The 24,639-nt window shown below is 35.4% G+C and carries 23 protein-coding genes; 9 read left to right on the forward strand and 14 right to left on the reverse strand.

Annotation, left to right across the window (positions count from 1 at the left end):
- Nucleotides 1–3,091, forward strand: a 3,091-nt coding sequence (locus FLA105534_RS17830) for a patatin-like phospholipase family protein (RefSeq protein ID WP_217427712.1), incomplete at its 5' end; no start/stop codon positions are given.
- Nucleotides 3,092–3,238: 147 nt separating this feature from the next.
- Complete coding sequence (locus FLA105534_RS17835) at nt 3,239–3,793, forward strand: fasciclin domain-containing protein (RefSeq protein ID WP_173967447.1); 555 nt, start codon at nt 3,239–3,241, stop codon at nt 3,791–3,793.
- Between the two features lie 104 nt (nt 3,794–3,897).
- Here FLA105534_RS17835 and FLA105534_RS17840 read toward each other — a convergent pair whose 3' ends face one another.
- The 8 genes from FLA105534_RS17840 to FLA105534_RS17875 form a co-directional block, all read right to left on the reverse strand.
- Nucleotides 3,898–4,743, reverse strand: a complete 846-nt coding sequence (locus FLA105534_RS17840; RefSeq protein WP_173967448.1) for an EamA family transporter — start codon at nt 4,741–4,743, stop codon at nt 3,898–3,900.
- A gap of 90 nt (nt 4,744–4,833) precedes the next feature.
- A complete protein-coding gene (locus FLA105534_RS17845; RefSeq protein WP_173967449.1) occupies nt 4,834–4,974 on the reverse strand; it encodes an SsrA-binding protein in 141 nt (46 codons plus the stop codon).
- Between the two features lie 105 nt (nt 4,975–5,079).
- Nucleotides 5,080–6,888: a M56 family metallopeptidase gene (locus FLA105534_RS17850; protein ID WP_173967450.1), complete on the reverse strand. Its 1,809-nt coding sequence runs from the start codon at nt 6,886–6,888 to the stop codon at nt 5,080–5,082.
- Between the two features lie 6 nt (nt 6,889–6,894).
- Complete coding sequence (locus FLA105534_RS17855; protein ID WP_173967451.1) at nt 6,895–7,263, reverse strand: BlaI/MecI/CopY family transcriptional regulator; 369 nt, start codon at nt 7,261–7,263, stop codon at nt 6,895–6,897.
- Between the two features lie 11 nt (nt 7,264–7,274).
- Nucleotides 7,275–8,870 carry a M56 family metallopeptidase gene (locus FLA105534_RS17860; RefSeq protein WP_173967452.1) on the reverse strand — a complete coding sequence of 532 codons (1,596 nt, stop codon included), beginning with the start codon at nt 8,868–8,870 and terminating at the stop codon, nt 7,275–7,277.
- A gap of 6 nt (nt 8,871–8,876) precedes the next feature.
- Complete coding sequence (locus FLA105534_RS17865) at nt 8,877–9,245, reverse strand: BlaI/MecI/CopY family transcriptional regulator (RefSeq protein WP_017498597.1); 369 nt, start codon at nt 9,243–9,245, stop codon at nt 8,877–8,879.
- Nucleotides 9,246–9,551: 306 nt separating this feature from the next.
- Nucleotides 9,552–10,022, reverse strand: a complete 471-nt coding sequence (locus tag FLA105534_RS17870) for a JAB domain-containing protein (RefSeq protein ID WP_173967453.1) — start codon at nt 10,020–10,022, stop codon at nt 9,552–9,554.
- Nucleotides 10,023–10,249: 227 nt separating this feature from the next.
- Nucleotides 10,250–11,467 carry an MDR family MFS transporter gene (locus FLA105534_RS17875; RefSeq protein WP_173967454.1) on the reverse strand — a complete coding sequence of 406 codons (1,218 nt, stop codon included), beginning with the start codon at nt 11,465–11,467 and terminating at the stop codon, nt 10,250–10,252.
- A 97-nt stretch (nt 11,468–11,564) separates the two neighbouring features.
- Between FLA105534_RS17875 and FLA105534_RS17880 the strand changes: the two genes are divergently transcribed.
- From FLA105534_RS17880 to FLA105534_RS17910, 7 genes are all read left to right on the forward strand, one after another.
- A complete protein-coding gene (locus tag FLA105534_RS17880; protein WP_173967455.1) occupies nt 11,565–12,164 on the forward strand; it encodes a DUF1684 domain-containing protein in 600 nt (199 codons plus the stop codon).
- Complete coding sequence (locus FLA105534_RS17885; protein WP_173967456.1) at nt 12,164–12,820, forward strand: TatD family hydrolase; 657 nt, start codon at nt 12,164–12,166, stop codon at nt 12,818–12,820. The genes FLA105534_RS17880 and FLA105534_RS17885 overlap by 1 nt, the downstream gene beginning before the upstream one ends.
- A gap of 53 nt (nt 12,821–12,873) precedes the next feature.
- The gene (locus FLA105534_RS17890; protein WP_173967457.1) at nt 12,874–13,590 is read left to right on the forward strand and encodes a tRNA threonylcarbamoyladenosine dehydratase; all 717 of its coding nucleotides are present in this window, start codon (nt 12,874–12,876) and stop codon (nt 13,588–13,590) included.
- Nucleotides 13,591–13,710: 120 nt separating this feature from the next.
- On the forward strand, nt 13,711–14,373 hold the full coding sequence (locus FLA105534_RS17895; RefSeq protein WP_173967458.1) for an HAD family hydrolase: 663 nt from the start codon (nt 13,711–13,713) through the stop codon (nt 14,371–14,373).
- A 70-nt stretch (nt 14,374–14,443) separates the two neighbouring features.
- Entirely contained in the window at nt 14,444–15,286 is an 843-nt protein-coding gene (locus tag FLA105534_RS17900; RefSeq protein ID WP_173967459.1) for a DUF2911 domain-containing protein, read from the forward strand.
- 375 nt (nt 15,287–15,661) lie between these two features.
- Nucleotides 15,662–16,186: a TetR/AcrR family transcriptional regulator gene (locus tag FLA105534_RS17905; protein ID WP_173967460.1), complete on the forward strand. Its 525-nt coding sequence runs from the start codon at nt 15,662–15,664 to the stop codon at nt 16,184–16,186.
- Between the two features lie 2 nt (nt 16,187–16,188).
- A complete protein-coding gene (locus FLA105534_RS17910) occupies nt 16,189–16,602 on the forward strand; it encodes a nuclear transport factor 2 family protein (RefSeq protein WP_173967461.1) in 414 nt (137 codons plus the stop codon).
- Here FLA105534_RS17910 and FLA105534_RS17915 read toward each other — a convergent pair.
- The 6 genes from FLA105534_RS17915 to FLA105534_RS17940 form a co-directional block, all read right to left on the reverse strand.
- The gene (locus tag FLA105534_RS17915; RefSeq protein ID WP_173967462.1) at nt 16,574–16,756 is read right to left on the reverse strand and encodes a hypothetical protein; all 183 of its coding nucleotides are present in this window, start codon (nt 16,754–16,756) and stop codon (nt 16,574–16,576) included. The two genes, FLA105534_RS17910 and FLA105534_RS17915, sit on opposite strands and share 29 nt — an antisense overlap.
- A 325-nt stretch (nt 16,757–17,081) precedes the next feature.
- On the reverse strand, nt 17,082–17,711 hold the full coding sequence (locus FLA105534_RS17920) for an MCP four helix bundle domain-containing protein (protein ID WP_173967463.1): 630 nt from the start codon (nt 17,709–17,711) through the stop codon (nt 17,082–17,084).
- 258 nt (nt 17,712–17,969) lie between these two features.
- The gene (locus tag FLA105534_RS17925) at nt 17,970–18,347 is read right to left on the reverse strand and encodes a VOC family protein (protein WP_173967464.1); all 378 of its coding nucleotides are present in this window, start codon (nt 18,345–18,347) and stop codon (nt 17,970–17,972) included.
- Nucleotides 18,348–18,368: 21 nt separating this feature from the next.
- Nucleotides 18,369–20,105 (reverse strand): sodium:solute symporter, encoded by a 1,737-nt coding sequence (locus FLA105534_RS17930; RefSeq protein ID WP_173967465.1) that lies wholly within the window; start codon nt 20,103–20,105, stop codon nt 18,369–18,371.
- 123 nt (nt 20,106–20,228) lie between these two features.
- On the reverse strand, nt 20,229–22,757 hold the full coding sequence (locus FLA105534_RS17935) for a PIG-L family deacetylase (protein ID WP_173967466.1): 2,529 nt from the start codon (nt 22,755–22,757) through the stop codon (nt 20,229–20,231).
- 206 nt (nt 22,758–22,963) lie between these two features.
- On the reverse strand, nt 22,964–24,601 hold the full coding sequence (locus tag FLA105534_RS17940; RefSeq protein WP_173967467.1) for an LVIVD repeat-containing protein: 1,638 nt from the start codon (nt 24,599–24,601) through the stop codon (nt 22,964–22,966).
- Nucleotides 24,602–24,639: the final 38 nt, after the last annotated feature.

Genomic DNA, 24,639 nt, shown 5'->3' on the forward strand with positions numbered 1-24,639 from the left:
CGAGATACGCCTTTACCAATTTTATACGGAGGCAGAAAAGGAATATGACTACTCTAATGTTCTAAACGAGATTGATTTGAGTAATCATAAAGCATGGTGGGAGAAAAACCAAGAGTATGCTATAAAATATCTTACTGACGACAGGTTACTTCTTGAGCAATTGTTGGATAAGAACCCAGAAAATAAAACAAAAATTGAATTTCCTTTGCCGTTTGAAACTTTTTTTAATGATGAACTAAATGAAATTGGTGAAGCCCGTAAAAAGAGAAAGGAAGAACTACAAGCCTCAAAAACTACGGATGAAAACTTAATTATAGACCCGCCGGAGAAATCCGCTGAAAATAAAAATATAAACGATCCAATGTTAAAAGCTGTTGACATGAAGCTTGTTGGTCTTGCTTTTTCAGGTGGAGGAATTCGTTCTGCTACATTTAACCTTGGTATACTTCAAAAGTTAGCAAGTTTTGATGTTTTAGAAAAGATTGATTATATATCGACAGTATCTGGAGGCGGCTATATAGGGAGCTGGTATACCTCGTGGGTAAAACGCTCGGGATCTTTTAGTAAAGTTACAGATCAGTTAAGTCCCGAGAAATCGTCTGATCCGTTTGCTGATGAAGTGCGCCCTATACGCTGGCTTAGAATGTTTAGTAACTATCTTTCTCCAAACGTTGGTATAATGTCTCCGGATGCCTGGACATCAGGATTAACATGGCTAAGAAATACTCTTGTTAATCAGGCAGTGTTATTACTTGTGCTGCTCACCGTTCTTTCAATGATTTTAAACCTTTACCATATTTGGGAGTGTTTTGGAGAAATACTGCAAAAAGTCAATAAGGATAATAAATGGACGTTTTTTTTCTGCAATTTGGGAATGTTGTCTCTTGTAGCTTTTCTTGCAGCAAGAGCTATGGATTTTAACAATAAATCTAGTCAGGAGAAAAAAGTAGCGCGATCTTCAAACAAATGGAATGGACGTGTTGTAACCTTTATAAAAGGAAACCTGCCGGATATACTCATAATTTGGAGTGTGATTTGTGCTTTACTAATTAGTGCATTTTTAATTAATGTTAATATATATGATGTCTACCCTGAAGGAAAACCTTTTGATTGGTTGTTGATTGTTGTATCTGGCCCGTCATTTATTGCGTTGATTTTTGTTGCATTTAGGGGAAATTATGACAAAAGATATGATTTGATAGCGTTAGGCAAGGCAAATGTAGTAGAAAAAGAAACTTCTGAAATAGAAAAAAGGAGATTGGAAAAAGAAAAGAGAGAGACCGATATTAAAAATTGGATTGTGATAGTGTTATCTTCCGCTGTGGCTTCCGTTGTTGTAAGTTTATTGTTTTATTTATTCTGGAAAAATATCGATTTTGTATCAATGGAAATCCGGGATGGTTTAAAAAAGATATTTAAGGTAGGGTTAAAATTAGAGACAGAGGAAGAAAAAATTTTCAGGTCTAAAATAAAACTATTAATAGGTGTTCCCATTGTTCTTGAAATCTTTTCGCTTTCTATAATAGCCAGAATGGCAATAATGGGGAAGGTATTTCCCGATTATCGCAGGGAATGGTGGGGAAGAACAGGAGCGTATTTGCATCGTTTTATGTTCTTTTGGATTCTTATTTGTTTTGCGGCATTCATTATGCCTGACCTATGGAATAGTTTTAAATCTGAAGATGCTCTGATTGGAGTTCCTATTGCAGGAGGTTGGGTTGCTGTAGTTGCCTGGGGGGTAAAAATAGCATTTTCGTCCAGAGGTGATGAAGACCCAAAGAAGTTTAAGGGCATTATGAATATGGTCGCCAAGATTGTACCGTTTATTTTTATGATTGGCGTACTTCTTATAGGTTCTGCCATTATAGAGAAAATAAGGAAAATAAACTGGGATTTTATGAATAATTTTCTCAACAATTTAGGTATTAATTTAAGCATTAATTTTATAGTAACTGTTGTATTAGCCGTTGTTACACTTTTAATGAGCTGGCGTGTTGGGGTCAATGAGTTTTCTCTCCATCATTTTTACCGTAACCGACTTATAAGAGCGTTTATGGGGGCTACTCGTAGCAGAGAAGATCGAATTAAAACTGCAAATGCATTTACCGGTTTTGATACAAATGATGATATATTACTATCCTCTATGAAGGTTGAAGATGGCTATTTTGGTCCGTATCCTATCTTGAATACAACACTTAATGCAACTGTAGTTTCAGTATTGGATCGTCAGGACCGCAAGGGGGAATCATTCGTATTTACGCCTTTGTACTGTGGTTACGATTTTAGTCCGACACGCCCGTCGACCTACTATGTAGACCATGTTTATGAATATGGCTACCGTCCTACGGATAGATTTTCGAATATTAATGGTGGACCAACGATTGGGACCGCAATGGCCATTTCGGGAGCTGCTGTAAATCCGAATTGGGGATATCATTCATCAGCACCTATGGCATTTTTGTTAACCATGTTTAATGTTCGGTTGGGCCGATGGATTGGGAATACAAGATTGAAGCGATGGAAGGATTCTAATCCGAGATTTGGCTTATTGTATATTATTTATGATTTGATTGGTAAATCTGATATCAACATGGAGTATGTATGTCTTTCGGATGGAGGGCATTTTGATAATATGGGATTGTATGAACTTATTAGAAGACGTTGTCATCATATTATATTGGGAGATGGCGAACAAGATCAGGAGGTTGCCTGCGAAGGTCTGGCCAATGCAATTAGAAGATGCCGTATTGATTTCGGCGTTGAAATTGTTTTAGATGATTTCAAGGATATTGCAAAACGTGATGGAAAATCAGAAAAACACATTATCAAAGGAGAAATTAAATATCCCGGAGTGAAAGAGGCTGGCACTTTAATTTATATAAAAGCTGCTTTGACGGGTGATGAACCTATTGATATACGCGAGTACGCTCTGGCTAATCCAGATTTTCCACAGCAGTCTACTGCAGATCAGTTTTTTGATGAAGCTCAGTTTGAAAGCTATCGTAAACTGGGTTATCATTCAATAAATAATATTAATGAATTGTGCTTTCCTAGTGCTAAACCTTTACCTGGTAAAGGAGAAAATATTTAAATTTATTTGAAAATTAAATTCGCTGTAAACACTTGTTCTATAGCCTTCTTTGAAAATATTTCGGCATTTTTTGATTTATTTTAATGATTTAATAAAACCAAAACGATTATTACCGCGTAAATGAGCTTATAACTTAAATTATTAATTATGAGAACTAGAAAATTTTTAGCCGTAGCAATCTTAGCATTGGGATTTGGATTTACATCATTTGCGCAAAAAACTGTAATGGTTGGTGGAGCTGCAATGTATCCAAATAAAAACATTATTGAAAATGCCGTTAATTCAAAAGACCACACGACATTAGTAGCAGCTGTAAAAGCAGCCGGATTAGTAGAAACCCTTGAAGGAAAGGGACCGTTTACTGTTTTTGCCCCAACAAATGCAGCATTTGATAAATTACCAAAAGGAACTGTTGAAACATTATTGAAACCAGAAAACAAAAAAATGCTTCAAAATATCCTGACTTACCATGTAGTAGCAGGAAAATGGAATGCTTCAGGTATTGCAAAAGCAATTAAAGAAGGTAAAGGAAAAGCAACTATTAAAGCGGTTAACGGTGGCACACTGACAGCCTGGATGAAAGGAAAAGATTTATACCTTACTGACGAAAGCGGAAACAGTGCTAAAGTTACTATTGCAGATGTAAATCAGTCAAATGGTGTAATTCATGTAATTGATACGGTATTATTGCCAAAAAGTTAATATAATTTTTAGACACCAGGTCTTAGACCCAATTCTTAAATTCCAAATTCTAAATTCCGACTTTCAAATTGGGATTTGTAATTTGGAATTTGAATTTTTGCTATTTACCTCTTTGCAGTTAATGTAGATCCTACTGAAGCAATTACAACACAAATAATTGCGACAATTTCACAAAAATTTAAATGCTCCTGTAAGAAAATATAAGCGCAGAGGGCAGCAGCCGCAGGCTCCAGACTCATTAATATACTAAAAGTACGAGGAGGGAGCTGTCCCAAAGCTTTCATTTCGAGTGTAAACGGAATTGCACTGGATAAAAGTGCCAAAGCAACACCCATTCCAAAAAAACTAGGAGTAAGATTTACCAGTCCGTTTTCATAGAAACCAAACGGTAAAATTAAAACAGCTCCAAATAACATTCCCGTGGCAACTGCCTGTCCGTCATGCATGATTTTAGACACTTTTCCTCCCAGAATAATATAAGTAGCCCATAATGCACCTGCCAAAAGCGCAAATAAAACACCTATAGGATCAATACTGTCATTTGACCAGGGTGCGATTAAAACAATTCCTGCTGCTGCCAGTAATACCCAACAATAATCAAGTAAACGCTTTGAACCAATAATAGCAACTAATAACGGACCTATAAATTCAAGTGTTACTGCTAAGCCAATCGGGATTCTTTCTATGGCCATATAAAAAATCAAATTCATGGCGCCAAGAGTCAAACCATAAGGAACAACAATTTTCCATTGTTTTGGAGTGATTGCTTTTAAATTTGGCCTGTAAGCTAATAGTAAGATTATAGCCGAAATTCCAATTCGTAAAGAAGCTGTTCCTGCAGCACCAATGGTTGGGAACAAACTTTTTGCAATTGCTGCTCCGCACTGAACGCTTATAATTGCTAAAAGCACAGCGTAAACAGGAGGAATATTAAAATTTTTATTTTGCATGGAAATGTAATGGGAAAACTAACCATCAGAGCGGTAGCTTATAGTGTATACTAAAAGTTTAGTATTTTTTGAGGAAAATATTTTATGGAATTATTCCAATGCCCGTTTGGTAACAAAAGCACGATAACCGATGACCGCCATCTGCCATTTTTTTGCTTTCGTAATGTCAAGACCTTGTTTCGTAAAACTTGGCAACAGTATTTTGTTGATTCGGGCTAAAACTTTGTACATAACGGTTAAATTTTTTGCAAAGATATAAAAAAAAGACTTTGCGGTCAGGCAAAGTCTTTTAGTTTGATTTTTAAGTATTTATAGTATTTTTAAGTAAAGCCGAGATTACGATTTTCTGCTTTCTTTCTCAAGCTTTTTCATTTCTTTTTCATAAAGCTTCATTTCTTTCTCATGTCGTTTCATCTCTTTTTCATAATGCTTCATATCAATTTTATGGTGTCTCATGTCGCTTTCATATTGCCTCATGTTTACTTCATAAACTTTAGAATCTTTTCCGTACTTCTGCTCTATATCCTGTGCAAATCTGTCCATTTCAGCACTGAATTTATCCATAGCAAGCTGGTATTTTTGCATCTCTTTTTCATAAATCTCATCGCTTTTTGCTGTAATAGTGTTTATTTGCTTTTCATAAGCTGCCATAGCTGGTTCGATAGATTTTATTTTCTTTTCATATTCAGCCATTTCTTTTTTAAATTTGGCCATGTCAACTTTACTGCCTGGATTCATTGGCGGCATTGGCGGCATGGGAACATCTAATGATGGCATTTGCGGCATTGATTCCATTGGGTATGCAGGAGCTGCCGGAGGGGTTGGAGGCGTAGGAGGGGTCCCATCTGTATCATTGATTTCTCCTACTTCTGCAACTTCATTTCTGAAAATTCGGGGTCTATTTGGAGCATCATCCGTTATTAAAGCTACACTCTTGGAACCATTATTTTGAGTTGATACCACAATTCCACAGCCTTTAATAGGTTTATCGCTTTCAATGTGAATGGTTTGTGTTTTGCCATTTTGTCTTTTTACATCCACTTTAATTGCGGTCAGCTCATTTTCACTGTTTCTTTTTACATCCGAGATAACAACATCAACATTGTGTTTTTGTTTGAGATCTTCTGAGATTTTTTTAAGTTCCTGATCTGTAGTGTTTTTTTGGATTTTAATAACATCGGTTGAGTCATTTTTTTCGATGATCCCTTTTGATTCTCTAACTTCTTTAGCTTCTTTTTCTTGTGCGATGGTTTTAATTTGGAATAAAAAGATAAAAGCAGCAAGTGCCGGAATGATGGCATAATACTTCCAGTAATTCCATTTCTTTGATTGATTTTTGTTTAACATGACAATTCGTTTTTTGATTAATGATTGATAAAAATGATTGGTGATTGCAACACAACTTTCATGTGTTGTTATTTTTAAAAGCGTATACTGATACGCTTTTTTGTCGGTTATTTTTTTAGAAGCTTCACTGTCGGCAATAAATTCAAGGTTTTGAAGGATTGCTTTTTTGTACAGCCACATAAAAGGATTGAACCAAAACAAGACACAAAAAACTCTTGAGATCAAAACATCCATGGTGTGGTTTTGGTCGCTATGTACTTTTTCGTGTTCGATAATACTCTCTAATTCCGAAGGTGTATACATTGATGAGTTGTACACGATATAATCAAAATAGGAGAAGGGAGCAATATTTTCGTTGATATCGACAAATTTGAAATCGGCCTGCTGCTGTACTTTTTTTCCTTTTAGCACCAGATTCAGACTGTAGAAGTCAATCATGAATTTTATGACCAAAGCCAGAAAACCAAGTCCATAAATGGCAAGTACCACATAATTCCAATCAATCTCAAACATGTCTTTATCTACAGCTGGTGAAAGATACGTTTTTGAGTAATCTAAAGCTGTCCCTGTAGCTTTCGCAGAAACCGCAAGTGGAGTATAAACAGTAGGAGTGGGCTCAATCCATACCGTTTTTGTGTAAACCAAAAAAGGTAAAATGACAGAGGTAATTAATCCGGCCAATAGAAACCATCGACTGCTGTTAAAAAAAGTCTCCTTGCGCAATAAAAAATAATAAGCACAATAAAACAACACCAATAATCCGCTTGATTTTGCGATAAAAATGAAAATAGCTTCCATATACAATTATATTACTTCTTTAGGAGTTTCGACCATGACTAAGATTTCACGTAATTCTGCTGCCGAAATTTTCTCTTCTTTAGCAAAAAAGGAAACCATACTTTTATAAGAGCTATTAAAATAATTGTCAATAGCGGTATTCATAAATCCTTTTCGATATTCCTCGATACTTACCTGCGGGTAGTATTGATGCGTGTTTCCAAAAGCACTATGATTTACATAACCTTTTTCTTCCAGATTACGAACAATTGTAGATAAAGTGTTGTAATGTGGTTGATCTTCTGTGATCTCTGCCTGAATTTCTTTTACAAAAGCTTTTTTAAGCTTCCATAAAATGTGCATGATCTCCTCTTCTTTGTTGGTTAGCTTTTGCATTTTAAGCTTTCTTATTGATGCGTTTCGATCTCGATTACACCATTAGATCCTTTTTCTCCATATTTGGAAGTTGCTTCACTTCCTTTGTAAACACTCATTTTTTTAATATGTTTTGGTTTAAGGTCGTCAAGGTTATAATTAGCAGGCATTTCGACTCCATCAACGATGATAAGTTTAGGCTCTTTTGTATTAGCTTTACCTGATGTTGAAATAATAATTTTGCCATCATTATTTGTAGTAGACACACTGGTTGTGCCGTTATCATCTGTAATTACAGTAGTAGTGCTAGTATTTGTATGAGTATTGCCAGTAATTTTTGTGTCAGTACCAGAATTAGTGTTAACATCTTTAGTTTGTTTAAGGATTACTTTTTTACTTTTTACTTTTTTGGATTCTTTGTGACTTTCAGAATTGTTATTTTCATCAGCAGTCTGAATACCAACATTTTTGCTGCCATTCGTATCCGTTGTAACAATTAGGCCAAAATCTTTAATAGCTTCATTTCCTGAAGTCTGAACAGATTGTGCTTGCTGTTTACCATTTTTAACATCAATTTTAATTGATATTAATTCGTTATCAGCATTTCTTTTTATCTCAGAAGCCTTAAATTCAATGTTATGAATTGATTTCAATTTTTCTCTGATGTCCTTTAATTCAGCATCTGTAGTATTTTTTTTGATTTTGTAAACATCTACAGATTCTGTTTTTCCTGAAATTACCTTTGCCGTTTGTTGTTTTTCTTTGGCAATTACTTCGATTTGAAATAATAATACAAATGCCGCAAGTGCCGGAACTATTGCTCCAAATTTCCAGGAATTTCTTTTCTTCGATTGATTTTTGTTTAACATAATGATTCGTTTTTTGATTAATGATTGATAAAAATGATTGGTAATGGCAACACAATTTTCATGTGTTGTAATTTTTAAAAGTGTGTACTGATACGCTTTTTTGTCGGAGATTTTTCGTGCAGCTTCACTATCGGCGATGAATTCCAGATTTTGAAGGATTGCTTTTTTATACAGCCACATGATCGGGTTGAACCAAAAGAGAACACAAAATACTCTGGACAGTAAAACATCTACAGTATGATTTTGCTCACTATGCACCTTTTCATGTTCGATAATACTTTCTAATTCCGAAGGTGTATACATTGATGAGTTGTATACGATATAATCAAAATAAGAGAAAGGGGCGATATTTTCGTTGGTATCGATGAATTTGAAATCGGCTTGCTGTGTGATTTTTTTTCCTTTTAAAACTGTATTCAGACTATAAAAATCGAAAGCAAATTTTAAAAGTAATACTAGAAGTACTATAACGTAGACTGAAAGCAGCACCAGGTTCCAGTTGATTACGGAAGCATCATTTTCGATAAGCGGCGGCTGGTAAACAGTAGTATAATTCAAATTGGTCACGGGAGTAGGATTTACCCACACAGTTTTAGAATATACCAAAAATGGCAGCACTACTGAAGTAATCAAACCGGTCAATAAAAACCATCTGTTGCTGTTAAAAAAAGTTTCTTTGCGCAGTAAAAAATAATAAGCACAATAAAACAATATTAATAAACCACCGGATTTTGCGATAAATAAGAAAAGTGCTTCCATAAACAATTATTTTTCTCCTTTTGGATTTTCGATCATGTCTAAAATTTCACGTAATTCTGCCGCCGAAATTTTCTCCTCTTTAGCAAAGAATGAAACCATATTTTTATACGAACTATTAAAATAGTTGTCAATTGCCGTATTCATATACTTTTTACTGTAGGCCTCTAAAGTAATGATTGGATAATATTGATGTGTGTTTCCAAAAGCATTGTGAGCCACAAATCCTTTCTCTTCCAGATTACGCACAATAGTCGATAAGGTATTGTAGTGGGGTTGATCTTCTGTTATTTCTGCCTGAACTTCCTTTACAAAAGCTTTTTTAAGCCTCCATAAAATATGCATGATTTCCTCTTCTTTGTTCGTTAACTTTTGCATGTTTTCTAATTTTAATTCAAACCTACAACTATTTTTTTAGTTACACAACTATAAAAATAGTTATTTAACTAAAAATTACGTTTTGAATGTCTTTTAGAGGCATTAAAGTTAGTTTAAAATTAAGTTTAATAAGTTGTTTTATAGGTTTTTAACATGGTCTAGGGGCGTCTAAAAATGCACTCGTAGATTTAAAGTTTAAAAAAGAAGTCAAGGAAAACTTGTATAATAGAGCTTGGACAGAATTTGAATAAAAGTTAAATGGATTATGGGTTGTATAGCTTTTTTGAAATTTTGGAAGGCCAAATATTAGAGAATAGCATTATCTGCAAAAGAAAAATAGGATTCTGAAGTAATTATTAAGTGATCTACTAAAACAATGTCCAGGATTGTACCTGCCTCTTTGATTTTTTTAGTAATCAATTTGTCAGCAAGTGAAGGAAGTATTTTACCCGATGGATGATTGTGAATTATAATAATGCCTGTTGCATTTGTTTTGAGCGCTGCCACGAACAATAATCTGAGGTCAACACAAGCCCCTGTTGTTCCTCCTGACGAAATTTCAAATATTCCCAATACTTTATTTGATCTGTCGAGCAGGAATACTTTAAACTGCTCGAGAAACTCAATTTTTCCGGGGTCCCAGATTTTCAGAGCCAATTTATAAACTGAACAAGAAGAACCTATATGTGGGCGCTGGGATGCTTTTACTTTGGTTTTGTAAATTAATTCAATTTCTGAGGCGATTTGCCAATTTTGCTTTTCTTTTACTTTTTGCATGACCTATCATTATTTTAGTAAAAAACGCGAATATTTTTTTTTAAAACGTTATAAGAACTTATAACCTATGATCGAATTTCTTTTATGGATTAAATAATTAGGAAAACATCCAAGAGAATTATTGGACTTTGACCTGTAAAAATTGTTTTCATATATAAACAAACCCGACAGGTTTCAAAAACCTGTCGGGTCTAATAAACGATAAGGGGTATAAGGAGAGTAAGTTTTTAAGATATTTTCTCCCTGACCAATGCCTTTTTAATCCAAAAGCAGCATAGCGTTGCAAAAACTCCAATAGAAGCCATGAAAAGCCAATTGATTTGGTATCCGAATCGGGAGATGATTTCGAATCCTAATTTTGCACTTACAATATGTGCAAGACTAAAACTCATGGTGTAAAGTGCCATATAACGGCCTTCCTGTCCGCGCGGTGCCCGGCTTAGTGCAAAAGCATTAGAGAAGGGGAAGTTGAGAATTTCTCCAATCGAGAAAAGAATCATGCTGATTACCAGAATCCATGCCCAAACATTAATTAACAGTAAAAAGAAACTCAAGGCTATAATGGAAGATCCAAGTGTGATAATTTTTATTTTAGGAAAGCCTTTTCGCTCCATAAAAGCAACAGTTGGCATTTCTAAAGTAAAAATAAGCAACCCGTTTAATGTCATTAATAGTCCGGTCTGAAACGCACTTAAACCAAATTTTTCATTATGATACAGCGGTAAGGTGGTAAAAAGCTGGAAGAATATGATAGCCGTCGCAAAACACACAAACAAGAAAACCCAAAAGATTTTGTCCTGAAAAACCGATTTTTTAACTTCAGTACTTTCGATTTTATCTTCGTGTAGTATTTTTTTCTTCTCTTTAACCAGTATGGCAAATATCGAAATGGCGATGATACACGATGCACCGTCTACCCAAAATAAGCCTGAATATCCCATACCCATAATAATCAAACCTCCTAATGCAGGTCCTGCTGCAAATCCTAAATTAACGGCAAGACGTACCAAACTAAGGGCGCGCGTTCGGTTTTCGGGTTCAGAATAGGCACCAAGCGAAACATACATTGCCGGGCGAAACATATCGGCAATGGTCATTAGAGAAAATATCGCGATGCAAAGCGTCCAGAAATGTGTAACATATTGAATAAGGAAAAGGAAAACTCCACTAATAAACAAACTAAAAATCATGATTTTGTAAAACCCGATTTTGTCTGTTAATTTTCCACCCAGCCAGGAACCTAACATTGATCCGAAACCAAAAGCCACCATAATCCAGCCTACCTGATTATAAGTAAAATGTAAATCCTCTTTTAAATATTTGGACAAAAATGGAAGCACCATTGTTCCGGCACGATTGATAAAAGTAACAATAGCAAGAATCCAAATTTCTCGTGAAAAACCTTTAAAATTATTGATGTAGCGGCTAAAAGCGGTTTTAAGCATTATAAATAAGTTATTTGCAACAAAGTTAGTAAACTTTGTATGGATGAGCGGTTGCTGCTTTGTTACTTTTGAACTATTTTTGCTCAAAATTTCTAAGATGAAAAATAGTATAGTTTTTTTAGTATTGTTAGCGATTAATTTTTGTTTGGGACAAAGTAAATTTGATCAAAAGGAAAGCGAAAAATTTCAAAACACAATAAATTCAGAATATGCTGATGCTAAGACGAGTCCGTTAATGGAAGAAGATTTGAAAACGTTTAAAAGTTTAGATTTTTATCCTATAAACGCAAAGTATTTTGTGACTGCAAAATTGGAGAAAGCACAAAACGAAAAAGTTTTCGAAATGAAAACAACTGGAACAAGAACGCCAAAATACATCAAATACGGAACTTTATATTTCACAATTGACGGAGTTGCTCTTAAATTGAATGTTTACAGAAACATAGAGCTTTCGAAAACGAAGGAATATAAAGATCATCTGTTTTTACCTTTTTCAGATTTAACTTCGGGTAAGGAAAGTTATATTGGAGGAAGATATATTGACTTGAAAATCCCGAAAGGAAATACAATTGCAGTCGATTTTAATCAGGCGTATAATCCGTATTGTGCTTATAATCATAAATATTCCTGTCCGTTAGTTCCTTTAGAAAACGATCTGAATGTAGCCATCAAAGCGGGAGTTAAAGCATTTCATTAATGGAATTCTTTAATTTTCATACCCATCAGTTTAAAAATCAATCCAATGTACTGGAGTTGGTTAATCAATACCCGCAAGAGTTTGATGCTTCGATTCCGTTTTATTCTGTTGGAATTCATCCCTGGTACATAAAAGAGAATCAAATTGATGCTGAATTGAAAATTATTGAAGAAAAATTACAATCCAAAAATTGTCTGGCTATTGGCGAATGTGGCTTAGACAAGCGAATCGAAATTCCGTTAGAACAACAAATTATCGTTTTTGAGAAGCAATTGGCTTTGGCTGAAAAATACCAAAAACCTGTAGTCATACATTGTGTTGCTGCTTTTCAGGAAGTGATTCTCCTTAAAAAGAAAATGAAAATTTCGGTTCCTATGATCGTTCACAGTTTTTCTAAAAACGGTCAGATTGCGGCACAGTTAGTTAAAGAAGAATTTTATATTTCGTTTGGAAAATATCTCCTGCGAAATCCCGATTTAAAAACTGTTTTTCAAAGTATTCCAAATGATCGCTTTTTTCTGGAAACCGATACCATTGAGGAAAGTATAGAGCAGGTTTACGAATTGGCGGCAACCTATAAAAATTGGACGATTAAAGAATTGCAGGATACTATTTCAGCAAATTTCAAGGGTGTTTTTCAGAAGCAAACTTTTTAAACCTGAAACTTGAAACAAAAGAAACAATATTAAACAAAAGAAAAACATTATATATGGCAGAGTGGACAGAAAGAGCCGAGCTTTTATTTACTAAAGAAGGATTGCAAAACCTACAAAATTCCAATGTGTTGGTCGTAGGTTTAGGAGGAGTTGGATCATTTGCAGCTGAATTTTTGGCAAGGGCAGGAGTAGGAAACATGACAATTGTAGATGGGGATGTCGTAGATATTACAAATATAAACAGACAATTACCGGCTTTGCACTCAACGGTTGGTCAGCCAAAAATTACCATTGTTGGAGATCGATTGATGGATATCAATCCGGAATTGAAACTCACTAGAGTACAGGAGTTTTTATCTCCCGAAAGAGCTTTCGAAATCGTTTCTTCTGAGTTTGATTATGTTTTGGATTGTATCGACAGTATCACACCAAAATTAAACCTGATCATTGCAGCCAAACGTAAAAGAGTAAAAATCATCAGCAGTATGGGCGCGGGCGGAAAAATGTTGGCATCGAAAGTAAAAGTCACTGATATTTCTAAAACGATAAACTGTTACTTCTCAAAAACGATCAGAAAGCGTTTAAAAGCAGAAAAAATAAACAAACTCAAGGTCGTTTTTTCTTCTGAAATTCAGGACGAAAAAAGTCTGAAACTAACAGACGGAAAAAACTTCAAAAAGTCATTCTACGGAACCAACAGCTACATGCCGGGATTATTTGGCCTGCACGTTGCTGAAACGGTGATCCGTCATTTGCTTAAAAAGGAGTAAGAAAGGTGCTAAGATGCTAAGGTTCTGAGGAACTAAGTTTTAAACTCAGAACCTTAGCCACTTAGTACCTCAGCATCTAAAAAACCTTAGCCCCTCAGAACCTTAGTAACTTAAAAAGAAATGATAAAAACAGTAATTTTTGATATGGACGGTGTGATTGTAGACACTGAACCCGTACATCGTTATGCTTACTACAAACAATTCTCGGAATTAAACATAATCGTAACAGAAGAAATGTATACCTCGTTTACCGGATTTTCGACACGAAATACGTTTCAGACGTTAAAAGGACTTTTTCCAGCCATTGAGCATGAAGTAGAAGATTTAATTCAGCGTAAAAGAAATATCTTTAATGATGCTTTTGATACCAAAGAAGATCTGTATCTGTTAGAAGGCGTTGAAGATTTGATAAAAGATTTATATGCAAACGGGATACAATTAATTTTGGCTTCCTCAGCTTCAAAAGTAACGATCGAGCGTGTGTTTACCAGATTTAATCTGCATCAATATTTTACCGACATCGTAAGTGGTGAAGATTTTCCGCAATCGAAGCCAAATCCGGCTATTTTTGTGCACGCAGCTTCACTATCCAAAGCTCCAAAAGAAAACTGTATCATCATCGAGGACAGTACAAACGGAGTGAAAGCAGCCAAGGGAGCAGGTGTTTTTTGTGTGGGGTATAACAGTCATCATTCAAAACTTCAGGATTTATCAGATGCTGATTTGATTATCAACCACTTTCACGAATTAAATGCGCAAAAAATATCGCAATTAAAAGGTTGAATTAAGTTAAATTTAACATTTGTTCGCTAATTGAATTTGTAAATTTGAGGGAACAAAATAAACTACGAAAATGAAAAAACTACTTATTGCATTGGCCATCGTTTTGGCTCCTTTTGCTTCAGAAGCACAAATAAAAACTCCACAGGCGAGTCCTAAAGGATACATCAAGCAAACAGTTGGTCTGACTGATGTTGAAGTTACATATTCAAGACCTGGCGCCAGAGGAAGAGCCGTATTTGGAAATTTAGTTCCGTTTGGTAAATTATGGAGAACCGGAGCTAACGAAAACACTATCATTAACTTTAGTGATGATGTAGTGATTGACGGAAAAACATTGAAAAAAGGAAAATATGCAATTTATACCATTCCTAAAATCGAAAGCTGGGAAGTTATATTTTACCTTTCTACTGACAACTGGGGATTGCCTGAAAACTGGAGCGACTCTTACGTAGCTTTGAGAACTACGGTAAAAGAAGATGCATTGCCAACTCCTGTAGAGACTTTTACTATCGGAATTAATGGTTTAGATCCAAATTACGGTTATTTAGAAATGTCTTGGGAAAATTCTCATGTAGCATTAAAATTTGAGGTACCAACTGCAAAAATTGCGACTGCAAGCATCGATAAAGTTTTAGGCGGACCAAGTTCAAATGATTATTTCTCAGCTGCTACTTATTTGTTCCAAGCTAACGGAAATATCGAAACAGCCAGAACTTACGTAGATAAGTCATTAGATTTAAGCACTGATAAACCTTACTACATCCTAAGATTAAAATCGCAAATTCAGGCGAAACAAGGAGATAAAAAAGGAGCTATAGAAACAGCAAAAGCTTCTTTGGCTGCTGCTGAAGTTGCTAAAAATCAAGATTATGTAAAGTTGAATAAAGATAGTATTGCTGAGTGGAGCAGATAATAATTCATTGAATTATTAAAATCTAAATTTTAAAATTCCAAATTCCAATGTTCAATTGGAATTTGGATTTTTTTTTGCTTAAAAATGATTCTTTATAGTCCTGATTGCGGATCAGGTTCAAAAGTTAGGGGCTAAGTTAAAAAAATGATATACGGATTGCTTTTATAAAACAAGTACATTTGAAGCCTATTGCTCTGAAAGAGCCTTAGCAATAACATGGCTCGGAGTGCCATGAATAATGGTGATACTTCTCTAAGCCTTGTAAGGGCGTAAGCCTGACCCAATATAGACGCTCTCAGATCAAATAAAAACAGACAGACTTGTCTGTATTCGATTAAAAAGATATACATTTGTACTTCCAAACGTACATTAGATATGCAACCCAAAGAAAGAATTTTAGATAAAGCTTCTGTTTTGTTTCATACCCAGGGATATAATTCTACCGGGATAAATCAGATCATTGAAGAAGCGAAAGTAGCAAAGGCAAGCTTTTATCAGCATTTTAAATCAAAAGAAGACTTGGGGGTTGCTTTTTTAAACCAGCGACATGAGTATTGGTTTAACCAACTGGAAAGTTTCACTTTGGATAAAAAAGATACCAGGCTAAAGGTTTTGGCTTCTTTTGATTTTTTGATCTTTATGAATCAGAAGGAAAATTTCAGGGGGTGCAGTTTTCTGAACCTGCTTTCGGAAATACCGGCAGACAATGTAAAAATGCTTGCTGTAATTCAAAATCATAAATCAGATTTACGAAATTATTTCGGGAGAGATATTGACAATGAGCTTGTTGCAGCACATATTTATTTGCTTTTTGAAAGCTGTATTATCGAAAGTCAGCTTTTTAAATCCAATCAGCTTATTGAACAATCCAAAAAAATAATTCAAACTTTAATTTTATAGTTATGGAACAGAAGTTACCATTGCCGCCTTTCACTTACGAAACGGCTTTAGAAAAAATCCAATTGGCTGAAGATGCCTGGAACAGTCAGGATCCTGAGCGTGTTTCAAAAGCCTATACGGTTGACAGCGAATGGCGCAACAGAGATCAGTTTGTAAACGGCAGGGAAGCAATCATTCAGTTTTTAACCCGAAAATGGGAAAAAGAAAGGCATTACAAGCTTAAAAAAGAGTATTGGGCACATACGGAAAACAGAATTGCAGTGCGATTTGAGTATGAATATCAGAATCCGGATGGAAACTGGTTCAGAGCCTACGGAAATGAAAACTGGGAATTTGATGCAAATGGATTGATGCAAAAGCGATTTGCAAGTATAAATGATTTGCCTATTAAGGAGGAGGATAGGAAATTGAAGTAAGAGAGTGTGTTAGTTTTGATATTGATATAGATATTGCCATTGACATTGACATTGATATTGCCATTGCCATTGCCATTGACATTGACATTGCCATTGCCATTGACATTGATATTGCTATTGACATTGATATTGCCATTGCCATTGCCATTGCCATTGATATTGATATTGATCCAGAGGTATATACTTTGGCTTTGCACGCAGATTACGTGGATTCGTTTCACGAAAACGCGGATTGAAACGGATTTTTTTTATTTGTGATCTTCCATGAAAAATGGAATGAGCTCCGGAGGAGCAAAATATTTATAGCGCAATTACCGTCCACAACAAAAAACTCCGGAGGAGTGTCATAATTTATAAAAGGAGAATGTCGGTTAAAATTCTAAAGAAAAGAGATCTGCGTAAATCCGCTTTTCGTGAAACGAATCCGTAAAATCTGCGTACTATATTCGCAATATTCTTAATCAGAATACCTACTAAAATTAGTTCAAACTTGGAGGCTCCGGAATTTTGATACTTTTTTTGATTTTTTTGACAATCAGTAAGTAAAAAGTGATGCCACCCAAAATAATGAGTAAGGCAATCTGAAGCTGCCCAAGGCTATTGTTTTTACTGTACATGGTGTTTGCACTTGCCAGTTTTGCTTTTCCCTCCTGAATCTGGATTTGCGACAGGGCTTCTAGAGTTTTTAGCGCCTGATCGCTCGAAACCGCAATTTTATTCCAGTTTTTGTTCGCGACCTGATTGTTTATTTCTTTGCAGGAACTTAAAAAAGCATCAAAATATTGTTTTTCGGTATTGGTTAAAACCGTTTTGGCATACAAATCGTCAATGGTGTGAATAAGATTTAGCGTCTGAACGATCTCGTCTTTTTTGATCGTATCGCTTAAATCTAGTTTTTCGGCTTCAGCTTTTATAAAATGAAGTTCTTTAGAATATTGAAAAATGTAATGTGCCACAACTAAGCGGTCCTTGTAAATGGCGTTAATGTTTTCATTTACATTTTTTGAATTTTGAAGTGTATTGAAATTCCCCAGTAAAATAAGAAGCATTACAATCAATAAAATAAAAGCAGCCTTAGTTTTATTGCTGTACTTTTTCAAATCTTTCATAGAGTTGGAATTTTAACGGTTACTTTCTCAAAGATAGAAATTTGAAAAGAATTCTCAGTCTTTTAAAAACTCAAATGTAAGATCGTATATTTGAATGTGATGGTTTGTTTTTGTAGCTATTCCTGCTGTCCGCTGTATCTTTTGTGCCGAACCCCGGCACAAAAGGATGCCGCTTCCATCAGGGCTAAATCATCCCGATCCAGAAAAAAATTATGTTTGGATAAAGATTAGTTTATCCAAACATAATTTTTTCAATCCTTATTTCTTTTGCTTCAATTGAAACACATTTCCTTCGGGATCTTCTCCATCACAGAGCCAGTATTCGTAAGTATCAAAAGTACTTACTTCCCGCATCAATACATTTTGATCAAGAAGTACTTGTCTCAATGCATGAATGTCTTCATTAATTTCAAAAACGATTTTGGTGTTATTGTCAAATTTATAACCGGATTTAATTTGTGCCAAATAGTGATCACCAATTTTATGAAGTCCGATTTTTGCGTTACCAGCATTCAAAAGCACCCATTCGGCTTCGTATTCTTCAAGTATTTCAAAACCAAAAATTGTAGTGTAAAAAGATTTTAAGTTGTTCACATCCTGAACATACAGGACAATGGTATCTAAATTCAGTTTCATTTTTTCTGGTTTTAAATTAAACTATTCCAAAACTACCTCCTCAGCGTCGGGCTCATTTCTAAAAAAGGCAAACTGCATGAATAGCGCTAGGACAATGGTTAAAATGGCTCCGATAAAATTCAGCCACAAATACCCCAGTTTTTCCTGACCGCTTGGGTAAATAGCAATCATGAAATAATAGATGATAAATATGGTAATCTGACTGATAATGGCACTGAAAAACATGGCTTTGGCCTTTACACGGCGCAGGTAAAAACCAACAAGGAAGATTCCTAATACGGTTCCGTAGAAAATAGACCCAATAATATTTACCAATTGAATTAAGTTTTCGAACAGGGTCCCCACGCAGGCAAAGAGTATAGCAATAATTCCCCAGAATAAGGTGAAAAACTTAGTGGCATTCAGGTAATGCTTTTCGGATTTTTCGGTCTTCAGATTTCGTTTGTAAATGTCGATAGCGGTTGTAGAGGCCAAAGCATTTAATCCGGAAGCTGTTGAAGACATCGCGGCCGAAAGAATTACGGCTAACAATAAACCAATAAGCCCCTTTGGTAAATAATGCAGTATAAAGTGGAAAAAGACATAATCTTTGTCGTTTGTTTCACTGTTGCTGTCTGCCTTCGAAATAATTTCTTTGGCACGATCACGAAGGTCTTTTTCTTTATTTGATATAGTAACCAGTTCTTTTCGTAAAATCGGATTATCGAAATCCTGATTCAACTGGTCGATGTACAATAAATTAATCACTTTTTTGTCTTCTGAAAGATTGCTTAGTTTTTTTTCTAAAGCATGATACTCTTCTTTATAAGCCGATTTTTCAATCACAATTTTATTGTTGGGATTAAAATTTAAAGGAACAGGATTGAACTGAAAAAAGACAAAAACCATAACTCCTGTTAACAGAATGAAGAATTGCATAGGTACTTTTAAAAGTCCGTTCATGATAAGTCCCATTTGACTTTCACGAACCGATTTTCCGGATAAATAACGTCCCACCTGTGATTGATCGGTTCCGAAGTAGGCAAGTGCAAGGAAGAAACCACCAGTGATTCCACTCCAAAAAGTATATTTTTCTTCGGGATTAAAAGAGAAATCTACAATATTCATTTTATCGTTGGCACCCGCAATATGCAGGGCACTTGTAAAAGTCATATCATTAGGAAGGTAATGCAGAATCAGAAAAAAAGTAATAAACATTCCCGACATGATTACAAACATTTGTTGTTTCTGTGTTACGTTGACCGCTTTTGTACCTCCTGAGAACGTATATATAATTACCAGAACACCGATCACGATGTTCATTAACGTTAAATTCCATCCCAAAAGGGCCGATAGAATAATCGCCGGAGCATAAATGGTCAGTCCGGTTCCTAAACCTCTCTGAACCAAAAATAAAATAGCGGCCAAAGAGCGGGTTTTTAAATCGAATCGCTTTTCCAGAAATTCATAGGCTGTAAAGACTTTGTTTTTATGGTACAAGGGTATGAAAGTCACACAAATCACAATCATTGCAATCGGTAATCCGAAATAGAATTGTATAAAACCCATTCCGTCATGATAAGCTTGTCCGGGAGTTGACAAAAAAGTGATGGCACTGGCCTGAGTAGCCATAACCGAAAGTCCAACAGTGTACCAGGGAGTTTCGTTGTTTCCAAGAATAAAATCTTCGACGTTCTTACTTCCTTTGGTTTTCCAAGAGCCGTACCCAACAATAAATAAAAGAGTAACAATTAGTACGATCCAATCAAATAGTTGCATAGGTTATGAGTATAATTTCATGATTAAGAAAAAAATCAGAATGTAAATGGCATTGGCTACCAAAACATAAGTGTAGCTCTTTTTCCATTTTTTTATTTTTTTAGCTTCCATATTGGGAATTTTTTATTTTTTTAATTCTTGTTTAGGAGCTTCTATAGGCTGTTTTAATGAAATCATATTCGATAGCAGTCGGTAAGCACCGGCAACACCTTCGGGTAGTTCTCTAAAGAAGCTTAGACCGGTGTAAATATAGTATCCTTTTCCGTAGGGCGCTACCAATAAAGCACCATTTTTAGCCGATTCGCCTTTATCGTGTGAAGAGAGAATAGGAGTGAAGGCAGGATCATATTGATCAGGGTAATACAAGCCTTGTTCTTGTTTCCAGCCTTCGAAATCTTTAGGACTGATTTTGTTTGGCGTGTTTAAAATAGGATGATTGGGTGCCAGAAAGGTAATTTTAGCATTTTCTTCCGTAACACGATCGTTTGATATTTTTAATGGATATGGTGCAATCTGATCGGTAACGGTTTGGCCATACGTATTGTATTGTACGATCATGTTTTTACCGCTTTTCACAAAGTTAAAAAGTATGTTTTGTTTGTGTGCTAGTGCATTTACGGTATTGTAAGCACGCACTCCGGTAATCACTACGTTAAAGGAATCCAGTTTTTCAGGGGTGATTTCTTCCGGTTTAATGATGGTAACTTTGTATCCCATCTGCGCTAAACTTTCAGGAACTTCATCGCCAGCCCCCATAATGTAAGCAATGGAGTCACCATTTGTTTTTAATTCAATTCGAATACACTTTGACTCCGCAGGTTTTAGTACCATCTGTTTAGTAATATGACTGTAATCAATAATGGTCTGATCCTTGTCAAAACGTTTGTTGTCGACAATAGCAATGCTTTTCACAACAGTTTCTTCCGGATTTACAGGTGGTGTAACTTCAAAATAAAAGATTTGCTCGTTTCCTTTTTTCTCTAAAGTAAAAGGAATTTCTTTAGGCGAAACACTCCAGCTTTTTGGTAATTCCAATTGTAAGTTTCCTTTAATACCGTCTTTTCCCGCACGTACTTTTACCGGAACCAGTTTGCTCTGTGTGCTTCCAAAAATTAAAACTTTTTCGAGAATTGAAGTAGTAACTTCGGGAACGATGTCAAGAAAATTATACATTTCACCTTTTACGCCATCGTTATATTTGTAAATTACAGTACGTTCGAACGGAATTTCTACACCATCTATTTTAACATTAAAAACAACTTTTGCCTGTCTGATAATATCAGGAATTCCAATGTTTTCCTGATTTGAAACCGTATACATTCCCTCGGTTGCTTTTTCTTTCAGCCAATAAGGCTGCGTATATTCCAGCGTATTTGGAAGCTGAACTGACAAGCTTATTTTTTGATCCTTATTGTTTTTTAAGGGAATATTTTGTGCTGTGTTTTTTTGATCCGGTAGCGAAGTCACGCTGCTCAGCTGCATTTCAACCGAAGATCGGTTAATGGCTTCAAGAGTTACTTTTATGGTGCTTCCCGGTGTTGCTTCCTGTTCGATGGCAGCAGCTTCCAGATACAATCCGGTGCAGGAAGCGATAATGTTTTTTATAGCAGCCGTTTTTACGGTTTTCCAATGATCGTCTTCCAGTGCTTCAATCAGGACATAAGCTTTGACCAAATCGGAAATACTGGCCGACGGATTGCTAAAGTCATATTTAGCGATAATTGAAGAGATTAAATCGCCAACAGGTTTACCATTTTTAACGCGATTCCATGAAGTATCAATTCCATCAAATAAATTAGATTCTTTAGGTCGGTCACCGTTAATAAGTTCTAAAAATTCAGTTTCGTCCCCACGGGCTCCGGTACTTCCAAAACCTTGTGATTGATGACGACTGCGGCTTAAAGCAGCAATTTCCTGATTAGATTTACCAATTCCCGGATAATAAACTCCGGTTTCTAACTGAACAAAGTTCGATTTATTGGCCGCGTTAAATTTTTCCTGACTTCCGTAAAACCACCAGGATGTATTGAAAAACTGACGTTTAACCTGCCACGGTTTTACATATTTTAATTGTTCCGGATATATTTTTGGATCGTTTGTAAGTTTAAAGCTTTCTACACTTAACATCGCCGAGGAGGTATGATGTCCGTGTGTGGTACCTGGTGAGCGATGATCGAATCGGTTGATGATTACATCGGGTTGAAATTTTCGGATCGTCCACACCATATCCGCTAATACTTTATCTTTATTCCAGATTTCTAAAGTTTCATCAGGATTTTTTGAGTAACCAAAATCATTTGCGCGAGAGAAAAACTGTTCGCCACCGTCAATTTTTCGGGCTTCGATTAACTCCTGTGTTCTGATAACGCCTAACAATTCACGCAATTGCGGTCCAATTAAGTTTTGCCCTCCATCGCCACGCGTTAAAGATAAATAACCTGTTCGGGCATTTACTTCGTTGGCCATATAAGAAATTAAACGGGTATTTTCGTCATCCGGATGTGCTGCGATGTACAATACGGAACCCAAAAAGTTTAATTTTTTAATTTGATTGTAAATTTCGACAGAAGTTGGTTTTTGTGGTTGTTGTGCAAAAGAAAGAGTAATACCCGATAAAAAAAGGAGAAGAACTTGTATCTGAATTTTTCGCATAGTTTGGTTAGGTGTTTTTTGATAGAAGTTCAAAAATACTAATTAAATTATTGTACAGTATTTAAATGAAATGTTAATGTTTGGTTATTGATTTCCTTTTTTAAGAAAATTGATTCAAAAAAAAAGCTGTCAGATCAAATCTGACAGCTTTATAGAAAATGGATCTAACACTTTAGATCATGTAGTATTTCTTGGGATTACAGCATTTATTTCAACTTGTTTTCTGTGTCTTTATAGTTTCCTGTAATGGTAACATTACTATTCTTAGTTACTTTTCCATAAATCGTGATAGAAGAATTGTTTCCTATGAAATTGATCTTCGCACCACTGTTTAATCGTAAATCTCCCCAGATTACTACGGTACCTTCAATTTGTAATACTGCATTGCTGTTAATGATAAGTTCCGTTGGGTTAGCTTGTTGGTATTTTCCTTGAGACAGTGTTCCTCTCATATTGAAAGTTCCTCCACTATTTAAGGTCAGACCATTTTGAATTGTAATCGAACCACAATGTGTCAATACAGCTCCCGAATTAACAATAACAGAGTTAATTGCGGTGGCACCGGAATAGGATTTAACTTCATTCGAATTTAAAATCAGGTTTTGCCCTTGATTATAAGTTCCATATCCTGTACAGCCAACAAAAGTTGTATTTGGTTTTTCCATCTTGATAATTTTCAAACCACCTTTTCCACTGGCTACATAGATAAAATCACCACTGGATTTTACATAGTTAGACGAACCTAAGATGTCAACAGTTCCCAATAAACTTAGTTGTGAACCAGTTTTGTATACATTTAAACCTACAGCGCCATTGGCTACAAATGCATATCCATCATTTACAGATACGGCATTAGTTACATTTTCTTCACCGGCAGCAGCTAATGAGATTGTTTGCAGTTTAGAACCGCTATTGATGTCATAAACTCCCAAACCGTTATATCCTTCTGAAACTAATAATTTAGTACCATCAAAATCCATTGTTCTTTTTGCAGCTTTTACATCTGTTGATGTCGTAAAGCTTTTTTGCAAAGTAAGCGTAGATTCATTGTAAATATTTACTCCTTTTGAACCGCTCAAAGTCACAACTTTGTCCCCGCTAATCGCGACAGAACGTAAATCTTCTACCGCTACTTTGCTAGAAACTGCTTTGGAGGCCGTATTGATTTTAAATAAACTTCCCTGATCTCCTGTTACGGCAAAATAAGAGCCCGAATTTGAAGCAATGTCGGTAGTTACTTGACCTTCAAGATTAGTTATGGTATATTTATCCGTCAGCATACCTGAATTTAACGTCATGTTAATTACAACAGCAGGACTTGCTAGTGTCGGATTTTTATCAACATCTGCGGCAGCACCAATAATTAAACTTCCATTGGAATAGGTTAATGATGTAATGTCAGTATTTGCTATCAATGCAGAAGTAATCAATTTCGGTTTATATGGATCAGAAACATCAATAACATCAATAGCTCCAGAATAGGCTTCACCACTCATAGTGTAAGCAACATAAGCATAGTTTCCGTTTACTGCAACATGATTGGCTTGTAATGTTCTTCCGTTGTTGTCTTTTGGAGGATTGATTTCTGCAATTTGTACTAATGGTAAATCAGTCGTAGAAGATGGACTGCTTTTTGAAAATTTACCTGTTGATGTGGATGAACCAGTGATGGAGATTACTCCTGAATTGGTATAATCAAGTCTTTTGCTTAAAGTGGTAACATCGCTATTGATTTCGATGTTGTTGTTTTTAGCCTGATCATTCGTAGCGGAGTCGTCGTGATTTGTACAAAACGTAAAAAGGGACAACGCTAACAATGAAAATAAATAAACTCTCTTCTTCATAACCTATTTTATTAGTTTAAATTTCCTGCAAAATTAGG

This window comes from Flavobacterium collinsii (assembly GCF_902804485.1).
GTDB classification, from domain to species: domain Bacteria; phylum Bacteroidota; class Bacteroidia; order Flavobacteriales; family Flavobacteriaceae; genus Flavobacterium; species Flavobacterium collinsii.

Coding starts and splice junctions, on each gene's coding strand:
- FLA105534_RS17835 (WP_173967447.1), top strand. CDS start 3,239: ATGAGAACTAGAAAATTTTTAGCCGTAGCAATCTTAGCATTGGGATTT.
- FLA105534_RS17840 (WP_173967448.1), bottom strand. CDS start 4,743: ATGCAAAATAAAAATTTTAATATTCCTCCTGTTTACGCTGTGCTTTTA.
- FLA105534_RS17845 (WP_173967449.1), bottom strand. CDS start 4,974: ATGTACAAAGTTTTAGCCCGAATCAACAAAATACTGTTGCCAAGTTTT.
- FLA105534_RS17850 (WP_173967450.1), bottom strand. CDS start 6,888: ATGGAAGCTATTTTCATTTTTATCGCAAAATCAAGCGGATTATTGGTG.
- FLA105534_RS17855 (WP_173967451.1), bottom strand. CDS start 7,263: ATGCAAAAGCTAACCAACAAAGAAGAGGAGATCATGCACATTTTATGG.
- FLA105534_RS17860 (WP_173967452.1), bottom strand. CDS start 8,870: ATGGAAGCACTTTTCTTATTTATCGCAAAATCCGGTGGTTTATTAATA.
- FLA105534_RS17865 (WP_017498597.1), bottom strand. CDS start 9,245: ATGCAAAAGTTAACGAACAAAGAAGAGGAAATCATGCATATTTTATGG.
- FLA105534_RS17870 (WP_173967453.1), bottom strand. CDS start 10,022: ATGCAAAAAGTAAAAGAAAAGCAAAATTGGCAAATCGCCTCAGAAATT.
- FLA105534_RS17875 (WP_173967454.1), bottom strand. CDS start 11,467: ATGCTTAAAACCGCTTTTAGCCGCTACATCAATAATTTTAAAGGTTTT.
- FLA105534_RS17880 (WP_173967455.1), top strand. CDS start 11,565: ATGAAAAATAGTATAGTTTTTTTAGTATTGTTAGCGATTAATTTTTGT.
- FLA105534_RS17885 (WP_173967456.1), top strand. CDS start 12,164: ATGGAATTCTTTAATTTTCATACCCATCAGTTTAAAAATCAATCCAAT.
- FLA105534_RS17890 (WP_173967457.1), top strand. CDS start 12,874: ATGGCAGAGTGGACAGAAAGAGCCGAGCTTTTATTTACTAAAGAAGGA.
- FLA105534_RS17895 (WP_173967458.1), top strand. CDS start 13,711: ATGATAAAAACAGTAATTTTTGATATGGACGGTGTGATTGTAGACACT.
- FLA105534_RS17900 (WP_173967459.1), top strand. CDS start 14,444: ATGAAAAAACTACTTATTGCATTGGCCATCGTTTTGGCTCCTTTTGCT.
- FLA105534_RS17905 (WP_173967460.1), top strand. CDS start 15,662: ATGCAACCCAAAGAAAGAATTTTAGATAAAGCTTCTGTTTTGTTTCAT.
- FLA105534_RS17910 (WP_173967461.1), top strand. CDS start 16,189: ATGGAACAGAAGTTACCATTGCCGCCTTTCACTTACGAAACGGCTTTA.
- FLA105534_RS17915 (WP_173967462.1), bottom strand. CDS start 16,756: ATGGCAATGGCAATGGCAATGGCAATATCAATGTCAATAGCAATATCA.
- FLA105534_RS17920 (WP_173967463.1), bottom strand. CDS start 17,711: ATGAAAGATTTGAAAAAGTACAGCAATAAAACTAAGGCTGCTTTTATT.
- FLA105534_RS17925 (WP_173967464.1), bottom strand. CDS start 18,347: ATGAAACTGAATTTAGATACCATTGTCCTGTATGTTCAGGATGTGAAC.
- FLA105534_RS17930 (WP_173967465.1), bottom strand. CDS start 20,105: ATGCAACTATTTGATTGGATCGTACTAATTGTTACTCTTTTATTTATT.
- FLA105534_RS17935 (WP_173967466.1), bottom strand. CDS start 22,757: ATGCGAAAAATTCAGATACAAGTTCTTCTCCTTTTTTTATCGGGTATT.
- FLA105534_RS17940 (WP_173967467.1), bottom strand. CDS start 24,601: ATGAAGAAGAGAGTTTATTTATTTTCATTGTTAGCGTTGTCCCTTTTT.